Genomic DNA, 13,894 nt, shown 5'->3' on the forward strand with positions numbered 1-13,894 from the left:
GGTCCGGCGGCCGGGCGCGGTCAGGCCCGGGCGTCCGGCAGGACGATCCGGTGCTCGCCCGCGTACACGTTCATGTCCGGGCCCCGCAGGAAGCCGACCAGCGTCAGGCCCGTCTCGGCGGCCAGGTCCACGGCGAGCGACGACGGCGCCGACACCGCCGCGAGCATCGGGATGCCCGCCATCACCGCCTTCTGGGCCAGCTCGAACGACGCCCGCCCGGACACCAGCAGGATCGCCCGGTCCAGCGGCAGCAGGTCCTCCCGCAGCGCCCGGCCGACCAGCTTGTCCACCGCGTTGTGCCGCCCCACGTCCTCCCGCACGTCGAGCAGCTCGCCGTCCTCCGAGAACAGCGCCGCCGCGTGCAGCCCGCCGGTCGACGCGAAGACCCGCTGCTCCCGGCGCAGCCGGTCCGGGAGGGCCGCCAGCACCCCGGACCCGACCCGCAGCGGGGGAGTGTCGGCGACCGGGAACCGGGTCCTGGTGCGCACCGCGTCCAGACTGGCCTTGCCGCACAGGCCGCACGACGAGGTGGTGTAGACGTTCCGCTCCAGCGAGATGTCGGGGAGGGCCACCCCGGGCGCCAGCCGCACGTCCACCACGTTGTAGGTGTTCGACCCGTCGTCCCGGGCGCCCGCGCAGTACACGATGGAGCGCACGTCGGCGGCCGATCCCAGCACGCCCTCGCTGACCAGGAAGCCGGCCGCCAGCGCGAAGTCGTCCCCCGGGGTGCGCATGGTGATGGCGAGGGGCTTCCCGTCGAGCCGGATCTCCAGCGGTTCCTCGGCGACCAGGGTGTCGGGGCGGGTCGAGACGGCTCCGTCCCGGACGCGGACGACGCGGCGGCGTTCGGTGACCCGTCCCATGCTGATCGATCCCGTTCCCTCGTACGGCGGCCCTGACCACCTCATTGTCCTCCGGCCGCGAGCCGCCACCGCCCGCGGGCCCGCCGCGGCGGGGCCCCGCCGGTTCCGTACGGCCTTGCCCCGGTTCCGTACAGCCTTGCCCCCGTTCACCGGCCGGGACGGGCGATGTTGCGGACTCTCCAAGAGGCGGGCGGGAATCCTGTCGATTCGCCCGACCGGTTACTCATCAGTCGCTGGCGAGACTGGGAGGCTCCTGCACATCGCCAGCCAAGGGGGTCCCGGGCATGACGGGCACTCGTATCGCCGCGCTCGGGCACTACCAGCCCGCCAAGGTCCTGACCAACGCCGACCTGGCCGACCTCGTCGACACCAGCGACGAGTGGATCACCAGCAGGGTCGGCATCAGGACCCGCCACGTCGCCGGGCCGGACGAGCCCGTCGACGAGATGGCCGCCCACGCGGGCGCCAAGGCCCTCGCCGCCGCCGGGCTCACCCCGGCCGACGTCGACCTGGTGCTGGTGGCGACCTCCACCGCGATCGACCGCTCCCCGAACACCGCCGCCCGCGTCGCGGCCCGGCTCGGCATGGGCGCGCCCGCGACCATGGACCTCAACGTCGTCTGCGCCGGGTTCACCCACGCGCTGGCCACCGCCGACCACGCGGTACGGGCCGGGTCCGCCGCCCGCGCGCTGGTGATCGGCGCCGACAAGATGACCGCCATCACCGACTGGACCGACCGGACCACCTGCGTCCTGGTCGGCGACGGCGCGGGCGCCGCGGTCGTCGAGGCCGCGCCCGACGCGGGCATCGGACCGGTGCTGTGGGGCTCCGTCCCGGAGATGGGCCACGCCGTCCGGATCGAGGGCACCCCGCCGCGCTTCGCCCAGGAGGGCCAGACCGTCTACCGCTGGGCCACCACCCAGCTGCCGCCCATCGCGCGCCGGGTGTGCGAGCGGGCGGGCGTCGCGCCCGAGGACCTGGCGGCGGTGGTGCTGCACCAGGCGAACCTGCGGATCATCGAGCCGGTGGCGCAGCGGATCGGCGCGGTCAACGCGGTGGTGGCCCGCGATGTCACCGAGTCCGGCAACACCTCGGCCGCCTCCATCCCGATGGCGCTCAGCAAGCTGGTCGAGCGCGGCGAGGTCCCCTCGGGCGCGCCCGCCCTCCTCTTCGGCTTCGGCGGGAACCTCTCGTACGCCGGACAGGTCGTCCGCGTGCCCTGATGCCCCGATGTCCTGACCGCGGCCGGTGACCGCCCCACGGAGGGCGGCCACCGCACGGCCGGGCCTCCGCCGCCGGGCTTTGTCCTGGCCGTGGAGAAAGTAAGCATGGATCGGTGCGCAACTTCTTCCCCCCGCGGCGAAGCGCTGCTACGTTCCCTCGCAAGCAGCACACCGAGGCCGGACACGACGGCGGGGAGGGGCGCGTGAGACGTATGACGGCTCGACCCGCCAACGCGCACCAGGCCCGGCTGTTGCGGCTGTTGCGCGACGGCGGGCCCAACTCCCGTGCCCAGCTGGGCGACCAGGTCGACCTGTCCCGCTCCAAGCTGGCCGTCGAGGTGGACCGGCTGCTGGAGACCGGGCTCGTGGTGGCCGACGGTCTGGCCGCCTCGCGCGGCGGGCGGCGGTCGCACAACATCCGGCTGGCGCCCGGGCTCCGCTTCCTGGGCGTCGACATCGGCGCCACCTCCGTGGACGTGGCCGTCACCAACGCCGAGCTGGAGGTCCTGGGGCACCTCAACCACCCCATGGACGTGCGCGAGGGGCCGGTCGCCGTGTTCGAGCAGGTGCTCGCCATGGCGGCCAAGCTCACCTCGTCCGGCCTCGCGGACGGGTTCGACGGCGCCGGGATCGGCGTCCCCGGGCCGGTCCGCTTCCCCGAGGGCGTCCCCGTGGCTCCGCCGATCATGCCCGGCTGGGACGGCTTCCCCGTACGGGAGGCGCTCAGCCAGGAGCTCGGCTGCCCGGTCATGGTGGACAACGACGTGAACCTCATGGCGATGGGGGAGCAGCACGCGGGCGTCGCCCGCTCGGTGGCGGACTTCCTCTGCGTCAAGATCGGCACCGGGATCGGCTGCGGCATCGTCGTCGGCGGGGAGGTCTACCGCGGTACGACGGGCAGCGCCGGCGACATCGGGCACATCCAGGTCGTCCCGGACGGCCGGGCGTGCGCGTGCGGCAACCGGGGCTGCCTGGAGGCCCACTTCAGCGGCGCCGCGCTCGCCCGGGACGCCGAGGACGCCGCACGGGCGGGCCACTCCGAGGAGCTGGCCGGGCGGCTGGCGGCGGCCGGGCGGCTCACCGGCGCGGACGTCGCCGCCGGGGCGGCCGCCGGGGACGCCACCTCGCTCGCCCTGATCCGCGAGGGCGGTGACCGGGTCGGCCAGGTCATCGCCGCGCTCGTCAGCTTCTTCAACCCGGGCCTGGTGGTGATCGGCGGCGGGGTGACCGGCCTTGGCCACAACCTGCTCGCCGCCGTCCGCACCCAGGTCTACCGCACCTCGCTGCCGCTGGCCACCGGCAACCTCCCCATCGTGCTGGGCGAGTTGGGCGCCGCCGCCGGGGTGACCGGCGCGGCCCGGCTCATCAGCGACCACCTGTTCTCGCCGGCCTGACCCGTACGCACGGGCCGGTGGCGCACCACCGCGTACCCGCACGTCCCGCACGTCCCGCACGTCCCGTTGCACCCCGCACGTCCCGGTGAGTGACCACGCCCACCGGCCGCCCCGCCCTGCCCGCGCGCCCCGCCGTACACCCCGTACGCCCCGTACCTCTCCGTACGCCCTGTACCTCTCCGCACCTCCTCGTACCTCTCCGTACCGCATCCGCCGAGGGGATTCGTCATGGCACCACCGGAACCACCCCTGCTCACCATGTCCGGCATCACCAAGTCGTTCCCCGGCGTCCGCGCCCTCGACGGCGTGGACCTGGAGGTCCGGCCCGGCGAAGTGCACTGCCTCCTCGGCCAGAACGGCGCCGGCAAGTCCACCCTCATCAAGGTCCTCGCCGGCGCCCACCAGCCCGACGGCGGCACGATCACCTGGCGCGGCGAACAGGTCGCCCTGGGCTCGCCCAGCGCGGCCATGCGGCTCGGCGTGGCCACCATCTACCAGGAACTCGACCTGGTGGAGGGGCTGTCCGTCGCCGAGAACGTCTTCCTGGGCCATGAACCCACCACCGCCCGGTTCGTCGTCCGCGCCCGGGCCGCCCGCACCGCCACCCGCACGCTGCTGCGCCGCCTCGGCCACCCGGAGATCGACCCCGCGCGGGCCGTCGGCGAACTGTCCGCCGCCCAGCGGCAGATCGTCTCCATGGCCCGCGCGCTCTCCCACGACGTACGCCTCATCGTCATGGACGAGCCGTCCGCCGCGCTCGACCCCGACGAGACCGCCAACCTCTTCCGGATCGTCGAGGAGCTCACCGCCGCCGGGGTGGCCGTCGTGTACATCTCCCACCGGCTGGAGGAGATCCGCCGCATCGGCGACCGGGTGACCGTCCTCAAGGACGGGCGGGCCGTCGCCGTCGGGCTGTCCGCCCGGGACACCCCCACCGCTGACATCGTTGCCATGATGACCGGCCGGAATGTCGCATACGTCTTCCCCGAGCGCCCCGCCCCGCCGCCGGACACCACCGGCACCACGGGGGGCACCTCCGCCGCGCCGCCGGTCCTCGCGGTCGAAGGGCTCGCCCGGGACGGCGAGTTCGCGCCGGTCGACCTCCGGGTGAGGGCCGGGGAGATCGTCGGCCTCGCCGGACTCGTCGGGTCGGGGCGCTCCGAGATCCTGGAGACCGTCTACGGCGCCCGGCGCCCCACCGCCGGACGCGTCCTCGTCGACGGCCGCCCGCTGCGCCCCGGCAGCGTCCCCGCCGCCGTCCGCGCCGGGATCGGCCTGGCGCCCGAGGAGCGCAAGGCGCAGGGCCTGCTGATGCTCGAATCCGTCACCCGCAACGTCTCCGTGTCGTCCCTGTCCCGCTTCGCGCGCGCCGGCTGGATCGACCGCGCCGCCGAACGGTCCGCCGCCCGCGCCGCCACCCGCGCGCTGTCCCTGCGCCCCGACCGCCCCGACGCCCCGGTCCGCACCCTGTCCGGGGGCAACCAGCAGAAGGCCGTGCTCGCCCGGTGGCTGCTGCGCGGCTGCCGCGTCCTCCTGCTCGACGAACCCACCCGCGGGGTCGACGTCGGCGCCCGCGCCGAGCTGTACGCCGTGATCCGCCGGCTCGCCGACGAGGGGCTGGCCGTGCTGCTCGTCTCCAGCGAGGTCCCCGAAGTGCTGGGCCTCGCCGACCGGGTGCTCGTCCTGCGGGAGGGCCGCGTGGTGCACACGGCGCCCGCCCGCGACCTCGACGAGCACCGCGTACTCGACCTCGTGATGGAAGGGAGCCCGGCGTCATGACGCAGCCCGCCCCGGTCACCACCGACGCACCACCCGCCGCCGGCACCGGCGGCCGGACGCCCCTGGGACTGCGGGCCGACGTCCGCAACCTCTCCCTCCTCGGGGTCCTCGCCGTGCTGATCGCGGTCGGCGGCATCACCCGGCCCGACCAGTTCCTCGCCACCTCCAACCTGCAACTGGTGCTCACCCAGGCGTCCGTCATCGGGGTCGTGACCGTCGGGATGACCTTCGTCATCACCGGCGGGGGGATCGACCTGTCGGTCGGCGCCATCGTCGCCCTCGCCTCGGTGTGGGCGACCACCGTCGCCACCCAGGAGTACGGCTTCGCCGGCATCCTCTTCACGGCCGTGGTGGTGGGCCTCGGCTGCGGCCTGGTGAACGGCGTGCTCATCGCGTACGGCGGGATGGTCCCGTTCATCGCCACCCTCGCCATGCTCGCCTCCGCGCGCGGCCTCGCCCTCCAGATCACCGAGGGCCGGACCCAGATCGTCACCGTGCCGTCCGTCCTCGACCTCGGCGTGCCCGACGCGTACGTCCTCGGCGTCCCGCCGCTCGTCCTGGTCTTCGCCGCGGTCACCGCCGCCGGCTGGCTGCTGCTCAACCGGACCACCTTCGGGCGCCGCACGGTGGCCGTGGGCGGCAACGCGGAGGCCGCCCGGCTCGCCGGGATCGACGTCCGCCGCCAGCGCCTCGCCCTCTATCTGCTGTCCGGGCTGTGCTGCGGGATCGCGGCCTTCCTGCTGATCGTCCTCGCGGGCTCCGGCCAGAACACCAACGGCAATCTGTACGAACTCGACGCGATCGCCGCCGCGATCATCGGCGGCACCCTGCTCAGCGGGGGCCGCGGCACCATCGTCGGCTCCGTCCTCGGGGTCCTCGTCTTCACCACGATCACCAACATCTTCGCCCTCAACAACCTCCAGAGCGACGTCCAGCAGATCGCCAAGGGCGCCATCATCGTCGCCGCCGTCCTCGTCCAGCGCCGCACCGCACGCGGCTCCGGCGACCTCTGACGCCCAGTCACCTCCGCCCCCCCGAGCGTCCCGACCGGAAGGGTTCCCCCGCCATGCCACGGACCAGCCGCAGAAACCTGCTCTTCGGCACCGCCGCCGTCTCCGCCGGCGCCCTGCTGACCGCCTGCACCAGCAACGAGCCCAAGAACGCCGCCCCCGCCACCGGGGGCGCCCCCGCCGCCGACGACAAGCCCGGCACCCCCGTCACCATCGGCTTCGCCGGGCCGCAGGCCGACCACGGCTGGCTCAACGCCATCAACGACAACGCCAAGCGCCGGGCGGAGAAGTACTCCGAGGTGACGCTGGAGATCACCGAGGGCTCCAACGACACCGCCGCCCAGATCGGCCAGATCCAGACCCTCATCAACAAGAAGGTCGACGTCCTGGTGGTGCTGCCGGCCGACGGCAAGGCCCTCACCCAGGTCGGGCTCCAGGCGATGAAGGCCGGCATCCCGGTGATCAACCTCGACCGGGTCTTCGCCTCCCCGCAGGCGTACCGCTGCTGGATCGGCGGCGACAACTACGGCATGGGCCTCAACGCCGGCCGCTACATCGGCGAACGGCTCAAGGACAAGCCGGATGCCAAGGTCGTCGAACTGGCCGGTCTCGACAACCTGGAGCTGACCAAGCAGCGCACCCAGGGTTTCGACGACGCCCTGAAGAACTACCCCAACATCACCAAGGTGGCGCGCCAGGCCGCCGAGTTCACCGTCGAGTCCGGCCAGGCCAGGATGGCCCAGCTGCTCCAGGCGCAGCAGCGGTTCGACGCCCTGTGGAACCACGACGACGACCAGGGCGTGGGCGCGCTGCGCGCCATCCAGCAGGCCGGGCGGGACGACTTCCTGATGGTGGGCGGGGCCGGCGCCAAGTCGGCGATGGACGCCATCAAGGCGGACAGCGGTGTGCTGAAGGCGACCGTCCTCTACCCGCCGACCATGGCCGCCTCCGCCATCGACCTGGCCCGCGCGCTGGGCCAGAAGAAGGGCGTCGGAGGGATGGCGGAGCTGGAGATCCCGGCCTCCATCACCCTCTACTCCGCGGTGGTGACCAAGGAGAACGTCGACGAGTACCTGCCGACGGGCTTCAGCTGAACCGGCCCGCCCGCCCCCACCGAGCAACCGACGAGGAGGAACCCGTATGGCGCAGGAGGAACGGCCGGCGGCACGGCGGCCACGGACGGCGCGGCCGGCGGACGTACGGCAGGAGGAAGCGGACGTACGGCACGCGCCGGAGTCCCGGCGGGAGCGGACCCTCGGCATCGGCATGGTTGGGTACGCGTTCATGGGCGCCGCCCACTCGCAGGGCTGGCGCACTGTCGGGCGCGTCTTCGACCTGCCGCTGCGCCCCCGCCTCGCCGCGGTCTGCGGCCGGGACGCGGCGGCCGTGCGGGCGGCGGCCGACCGGCACGGCTGGGCCGCCGCCGAGACCGACTGGCGGGCCCTCGTCGTACGCGACGACGTGGACGTGGTGGACATCTGCACCCCCGGCGACAGCCACGCCGAGATCGCCGTCGCCGCGCTGGAGGCGGGCAAGCACGTGCTGTGCGAGAAGCCGCTGGCCAACACCGTGGCCGAGGCGGAGGCGATGGTGGCCGCCGCCGAACGGGCCCGCGCCCGCGGCCGGGTGGCCATGGTGGGCTTCAACTACCGGCGGGTGCCCGCCATGGCGTACGCGCGGGGGCTCGTCGCCGGCGGCCGGCTCGGGGCGCTGCGCCACGTCCGGATCACCTACCTCCAGGACTGGCTGGTCGACCCGGACTTCCCGCTCACCTGGCGGCTGGAGCGGAAGCACGCCGGGTCGGGCGCGCTCGGCGACCTCGGCGCGCATGTGGTGGACCTCGCGCAGTACCTGGCGGGGGAGCCGCTGGTGGGCGTCTCGGCGCTCACCGAGACCTTCGTCCGTGAGCGGCCGCTGCCGGCCGGGGCGGCGGCCGGACTCACGGCGCCCGGCGGCGGGTCCGGGGGCTCCGGGCGCGGGGAGGTGACGGTGGACGACGCGGCGGTGTTCACCGGCAGGCTGGCGTCGGGCGCCCTGGTGTCGTGCGAGGCGACCCGGATGGCCGCGGGCCGCAAGAACGCGCTGCGGCTGGAGCTCAACGGCGAGCGGGGCTCGCTCGCCTTCGACCTGGAACGCCTCAACGAGCTGCTGTTCTACGACGGCGGCGACCCGGCGGAGTCGGCCGGCTTCCGGCGCATCCTGGTCACCGAGCCCGACCACCCGTACCTGGAGGCGTGGTGGCCGCCCGGCCACGCCCTCGGCTATGAGCACACCTTCGCCCACCAGGCCCGCGACCTGGTGCACGCCATCGCCTCGGGCACCGCTCCGGAGCCGTCCTTCGCGGACGGGCTGCGGGTGCAGCGGGTGCTCGCCGCCGTGGAGGAGAGCGCCGCGAAGAACGCCGTCTACACCCCCGTACCGCAGTAGGAGGTCCGCCGTGCCCCGTCCCTTCACCCTCTTCACCGGCCAGTGGGCCGACCTTCCGCTGGAGGAGGTCTGCCGCCTCGCCCGCGACTTCGGCTACGACGGCCTGGAACTCGCCTGCTGGGGCGACCACTTCGAGGTCGACAAGGCGCTGGCCGACCCGTCCTATCTGAAAGGGCGGCGTGAACTGCTCGACGCCCACGGCCTGACGTGCTGGGCGGTCTCCAACCACCTGGTGGGGCAGGCCGTGTGCGACGACCCCATCGACGAGCGCCACCGCGCCATCGTGCCGGCCCGGATCTGGGGCGACGGGGAGCCCGAGGGCGTACGGCGCCGGGCGGCGCGCGAGCTGGCCGACACCGCGCGGGCCGCCGCCGCCTTCGGGGTGCGGACGGTCGTGGGCTTCACCGGCTCGTCGATCTGGCACCTGGTGGCGATGTTCCCGCCGGTGCCGGAGGCGATGGTGGAGCGGGGGTACGAGGACTTCGCCGCCCGCTGGAACCCGATCCTGGACGTCTTCGACGCCGAGGGCGTGCGGTTCGCCCACGAGGTGCACCCCAGCGAGATCGCCTACGACTACTGGACCACCCGGCGGGCCCTGGAGGCGGTGGACCGGCGCCCCGCCTTCGGGCTGAACTTCGACCCCAGCCACTTCGTGTGGCAGGACCTGGACCCGGTCGGCTTCCTCTACGACTTCCGCGACCGGATCTACCACGTGGACTGCAAGGACGCGCGGCGGCGGCTCGACGGCCGCAACGGACGGCTCGGCTCCCACCTGCCGTGGGGCGACCCCCGGCGCGGCTGGGACTTCGTGTCGGCCGGGCACGGGGACGTGCCGTGGGAGGACGTCTTCCGGATGCTGCGCTCGATCGGCTACGACGGGCCGGTGTCGGTGGAGTGGGAGGACGCCGGGATGGACCGGCTGACCGGTGCCCCGGAGGCGCTGGCCACGCTGAAGCGGTACGACTTCGACCCGCCGGCGGCCTCCTTCGACGCCGCCTTCGAAGGCGCCTCGCGGGACGTCTCCGGGGGCACCTCCGGGGGCTCCGCGTAGGTGTCGGGGCCGGTCGGGGGCCCGGCGGCGGTGGCCGCCGCCGGGCGGTCCGGCCTGCCCGGCGGCGCTTTGTCCCGGTGCGGGAAAAAGTACGGTCCAACTCCCGCGCAAGGGCTTCTCGCCGGGGACCAACCCGGCTAACGTCCCTCCCTGACACGGCCATTGAGGTGTACAGGACACCCCCGTGGGGTGTTCCGGCACCCCCGGCACACCCGGGCCGGTGTCCCGACCGCACCGACGACCGGCGTGACGGCGCACGCCGGTCCCGGAACCTCCCGGCGCGGACCCACCGCGCGGGCACCCCCGCCCGCCGGGCCCCGCCCGAACGAGCCAGCTCCGCCCACGCCCCCCGAGCGGGGCCGGGCGCACCCGCAGTACGGCCTTCCCGGAGGACACTCGTGCGCAGAAAACGGACCGGGGCGCGCAAGGCGCTCGCACTCCTCACCGGCGGCCTTCTCACCGTGACGTCGTTCACGCTGGGAGCCCCGCCGGCCGCGGCGGACCACCCCGCCGCGCCGCCGGCCGCCGAGGAACAGTTCCAGCAGGTCACCCTCGCCAAGGGCGCCGAGGAGGTCGGCGAGCCGATGTCGCTCGCCGTCCTGCCCGACCGCAGCGTGCTGCACACCTCGCGCGGCGGCGAGCTGCGGCGCACCGACGCCGCCGGCACCACCACGGTCATCGGCACCGTCCCCGTCTACTCCCACGACGAGGAGGGCCTCCAGGGCATCGCCCTCGACCCGGGCTTCGCCACCAACCGCGCGATCTACCTGTACTACGCGCCCCCGCTCGACACCCCCGCCGGGGACGCCCCCAGCGACGACACGGCCGCCGACTTCGCGCCGTACGACGGTGTCAACCGCCTCTCGCGCTTCACCCTCAAAGCCGACGGCACCCTCGACAACGCCAGCGAGAAGAAGGTCCTCGACATCCCGGCGACCCGCGGCATCTGCTGCCACGTCGGCGGCGACATCGACTTCGACGCCCAGGGGAACCTGTACCTCTCCACCGGCGACGACTCCAACCCCTTCGCCTCCGACGGCTTCACCCCCATCGACGACCGCCCCTCGCGCAACCCCGCCTACGACGCCCGCCGCACCTCCGGCAACACCAACGACCTGCGCGGCAAGATCCTCCGCATCAAGGTCGCCGACGACGGCTCCTACACCGTCCCCGACGGCAACCTCTTCACCCCCGGCACCGCGAAGACCCGGCCCGAGATCTACGCCATGGGCTTCCGCAACCCCTTCCGCTTCAGCGTCGACAAGAAGACCGGCGCCCTGTACGTCGGCGACTACGGCCCCGACGCGGGCGCCGCCGACCCGGCGCGCGGCCCCGCCGGACAGGTCGAGTTCGCCCGGGTGACCGGGCCCGGCAACTTCGGCTGGCCCTTCTGCACCGGCGACAACGACCCGTACACCGCCTACAACTTCGCCACCGGGACCTCCGGCGCGCCCTTCGACTGCGCCGCGCCGAAGAACCACTCCTGGCACAACACCGGCCTCGTCGACCTCCCGCCCGCCCAGCCCGCCTGGATCCCCTACGACGACGCCTCCGTCCCCGAGTTCGGCTCCGGATCCGAGTCACCGATGGGCGGGCCCGTCTACCGCTACGACCCCGCCAACCCCTCACCGGTCAAGTTCCCCGAGGCGTACGACGGGGACTTCTTCGCCGGCGAGTTCGGCCGGCGCTGGATCAAGCGCGTCGAGCACGACGCCGACGGAACCGTACGGTCCATCAACCCCGTGCCCTGGACCGGCACCCAGATCATGGACATGGCCTTCGGCCCCGACGGGGCGCTGTACGTCCTCGACTACGGCACCGCCTGGTTCGGCGGCGACGAGAACTCCGGCCTCTACCGCATCGAGAACGCCACCGGGGGCCGCTCCCCGGTCGCCGAGGCCGCGGCCGGCAAGACGTCCGGGAAGGCACCGCTGCGCGTCGCCTTCTCCTCGGCCGGCACCGAGGACGCCGACGGCGACCCCCTCACGTACCAGTGGGACTTCGGCGACGGCACCGCCACCTCCACGGCCGCCCACCCCACCCACGTCTACCGCAAGAACGGCACCTACACCGCCACCGTCACCGCCCGCGACCCCTCCGGCCGCACCGGCTCCGCCAGCGTCCGCGTCGTCGTCGGCAACACCGCCCCCACGGTGACGCTGCAACTCCCGGCGGACGGAGCCCTGTTCGGCTTCGGCGACGAGGTCCCGTTCAAGGTGACCGTCACCGACCCCGAGGACGGCACCATCGACTGCGCCAAGGTGAAGGTCACCTACATCCTCGGCCACGACAGCCACGGCCACCCCGTCACCTCCGCGCACGGCTGCACCGGCACCATCAAGACCACCTCCGACGGCGGCCACGACCCCAACGCCGACATCTTCGGCGTCTTCGACGCCGAGTACACCGACGGCGGAGGCGGCGGCCAGGCCGCACTGACCGGCCACGACCAGGCCAAGCTCCAGCCGCGCCACCGGCAGGCCGAGCACTTCTCCGCCCAGTCCGGCATCCGCACGTACGACAAGACGACCGCCCACGGCGGAAAGACCGTCGGCGACATCCACGACGGCGACTGGATCTCCTTCACGCCCTACCGCCTCACCGGCACGACGAAGCTCACCGCCCGGATCTCCTCCGCCGGCGCGGGCGGCTTCCTGGAGGTACGCGCCGGATCGGCCACCGGCCGACTGCTCGGCTCCGCCCCGGTCCCGGTGACCGGCGGCTGGGAGACCTTCCAGGACGTCGACGTCCCGCTGCGGGGCGCCCCGGCCACCACCACCCAGCTCTTCCTGGTCTTCAAGGGCGGCACCGGCGCCCTGTACGACCTCGACGACTTCACCCTGTCCACCACCCCGGTGGACCGCACCGCCAAACGCGTCCTCGTCTTCTCCAGGACCACCGGCTTCCGCCACGACTCCATCCCGGCGGGCATCGCCGCCCTGAAGGAACTCGGGGCGTCCAGCGACATCACCGTCGACGCCACCGAGACCGCCGCCCAGTTCACCACCGCCAACCTCGCCCGCTACGACGCCGTGGTCTTCCTCTCCACCACCGGCGACGTCCTCGACGACACGCAGCAGAAGGCGTTCGAGCAGTACATCGCCCACGGCGGCGGATACGCCGGCATCCACGCCGCCGCCGACACCGAGTACGACTGGGACTTCTACGGCGGCCTCGTCGGCGCCCGCTTCGCCTCCCACCCGCACATCCAGCCCGCCACCGTCCGCGTCGAGGACCGGACGCACCCGGCGACCAGCCACCTGGACGCGGCCTGGGAGCGCACCGACGAGTGGTACGACTACCGCACCAACCCGCGCGGAACGGCCCGGATCCTCGCCACCCTCGACGAGACCACCTACGAGGGCGGCACCATGAAGGGCGACCACCCCATCGCCTGGTGCCAGACCTACCGGGGCGGGCGCGCCTTCTACACCGGGGGCGGCCACACCGCCGCCTCGTACGGCGAACCCGCCTTCCGGCAGCACCTGCTGGGCGGCCTGCGCTACGCCACCGGCCAGGTGCGCGCCGACTGCACCCCACAGACCGGCCACCGCCCGCTGTTCAACGGCCACACCCTCGACGGCTGGAAGCAGGCCGGACCCGGGAGGTTCACCGTCGCGGACGGCGAGCTGCGCACCGAGGGCGGCATGGGACTGCTGTGGTACGGGGCGAAGCCGTTCGCGTCGTACTCCCTGAAGCTCGACTGGAAGACCGCCGGTGACGACAACTCCGGTGTCTTCCTCGGCTTCCCCGCCTCCGACGACCCCTGGTCGGCCGTGAACCACGGCTACGAGATCCAGATCGACGCCACCGACGCCCCCGACCGCACCACTGGCGCCGTCTACGGCTTCAAGTCCGCCGACCTCAGGGCCCGCGACCGGGCGCTGCGCCCGCCGGGCCAGTGGAACAGCTACGAGATCAGGGTCCGGGGTGAACGGCTCCAGGTCCTCCTCAACGGGGTGAAGATCAACGACTTCACCAACACCGACCCGGCCCGCAGCCTCGCGGACGGCCACATCGGCCTCCAGAACCACGGGGCGGACGACCAGGTCTCCTTCCGGAACATCCAGCTCAAGGAGCTGTCCCCGGCACCCTGAGGGCCCCGGCCCGGCAGCCGCACCAGCCGGCGGCGGGCGGGGAGGCGCCG

Annotated in this window: 9 protein-coding genes; 8 read left to right on the plus strand and 1 reads right to left on the minus strand. The window is 73.7% G+C overall.

Going from position 1 to position 13,894, the window contains the following annotated elements:
- Positions 1–20: 20 nt before the first annotated feature.
- Complete coding sequence (gene fdhD / locus ACF08D_RS03220; RefSeq protein WP_392220773.1) at positions 21–863, minus strand: formate dehydrogenase accessory sulfurtransferase FdhD; 843 nt, start codon at positions 861–863, stop codon at positions 21–23.
- A gap of 284 nt (positions 864–1,147) precedes the next feature.
- Here fdhD and ACF08D_RS03225 point away from each other — a divergent pair, with 284 nt between their 5' ends.
- From ACF08D_RS03225 to ACF08D_RS03260, 8 genes are all read left to right on the plus strand, one after another.
- Complete coding sequence (locus ACF08D_RS03225; protein ID WP_392220774.1) at positions 1,148–2,086, plus strand: beta-ketoacyl-ACP synthase III; 939 nt, start codon at positions 1,148–1,150, stop codon at positions 2,084–2,086.
- Positions 2,087–2,298: 212 nt separating this feature from the next.
- The gene (locus tag ACF08D_RS03230; RefSeq protein WP_392220775.1) at positions 2,299–3,480 is read left to right on the plus strand and encodes an ROK family protein; all 1,182 of its coding nucleotides are present in this window, start codon (positions 2,299–2,301) and stop codon (positions 3,478–3,480) included.
- A 228-nt stretch (positions 3,481–3,708) separates the two neighbouring features.
- Positions 3,709–5,259 (plus strand): sugar ABC transporter ATP-binding protein, encoded by a 1,551-nt coding sequence (locus ACF08D_RS03235; RefSeq protein ID WP_392220776.1) that lies wholly within the window; start codon positions 3,709–3,711, stop codon positions 5,257–5,259.
- Entirely contained in the window at positions 5,256–6,272 is a 1,017-nt protein-coding gene (locus tag ACF08D_RS03240) for an ABC transporter permease (RefSeq protein ID WP_392220777.1), read from the plus strand. The genes ACF08D_RS03235 and ACF08D_RS03240 overlap by 4 nt, the downstream gene beginning before the upstream one ends.
- Before the next feature lie 53 nt (positions 6,273–6,325).
- Positions 6,326–7,363, plus strand: a complete 1,038-nt coding sequence (locus ACF08D_RS03245; RefSeq protein ID WP_392220778.1) for a substrate-binding domain-containing protein — start codon at positions 6,326–6,328, stop codon at positions 7,361–7,363.
- Between the two features lie 172 nt (positions 7,364–7,535).
- Positions 7,536–8,696, plus strand: coding sequence for a Gfo/Idh/MocA family protein (locus ACF08D_RS03250; RefSeq protein WP_392221201.1), 1,161 nt, complete (start codon positions 7,536–7,538; stop codon positions 8,694–8,696).
- A 10-nt stretch (positions 8,697–8,706) separates the two neighbouring features.
- Positions 8,707–9,747 (plus strand): sugar phosphate isomerase/epimerase family protein, encoded by a 1,041-nt coding sequence (locus tag ACF08D_RS03255; RefSeq protein ID WP_392220779.1) that lies wholly within the window; start codon positions 8,707–8,709, stop codon positions 9,745–9,747.
- A gap of 398 nt (positions 9,748–10,145) precedes the next feature.
- Entirely contained in the window at positions 10,146–13,844 is a 3,699-nt protein-coding gene (locus ACF08D_RS03260; RefSeq protein ID WP_392220780.1) for a ThuA domain-containing protein, read from the plus strand.
- Positions 13,845–13,894: the final 50 nt, after the last annotated feature.

This window comes from Streptomyces sp. NPDC015131 (assembly GCF_043079975.1).
In the GTDB taxonomy this organism is placed as follows: Bacteria; Actinomycetota; Actinomycetes; order Streptomycetales; family Streptomycetaceae; genus Streptomyces.

Bases quoted from the DNA above. Each gene is read 5' to 3' on its own strand.
- ACF08D_RS03240 (WP_392220777.1), top strand. From the start codon at position 5,256: ATGACGCAGCCCGCCCCGGTCACCACCGACGCACCACCCGCCGCCGGC.
- ACF08D_RS03250 (WP_392221201.1), top strand. From the start codon at position 7,536: ATGGTTGGGTACGCGTTCATGGGCGCCGCCCACTCGCAGGGCTGGCGC.
- ACF08D_RS03235 (WP_392220776.1), top strand. From the start codon at position 3,709: ATGGCACCACCGGAACCACCCCTGCTCACCATGTCCGGCATCACCAAG.
- ACF08D_RS03245 (WP_392220778.1), top strand. From the start codon at position 6,326: ATGCCACGGACCAGCCGCAGAAACCTGCTCTTCGGCACCGCCGCCGTC.
- fdhD (WP_392220773.1), bottom strand. From the start codon at position 863: ATGGGACGGGTCACCGAACGCCGCCGCGTCGTCCGCGTCCGGGACGGA.
- ACF08D_RS03230 (WP_392220775.1), top strand. From the start codon at position 2,299: ATGACGGCTCGACCCGCCAACGCGCACCAGGCCCGGCTGTTGCGGCTG.
- ACF08D_RS03225 (WP_392220774.1), top strand. From the start codon at position 1,148: ATGACGGGCACTCGTATCGCCGCGCTCGGGCACTACCAGCCCGCCAAG.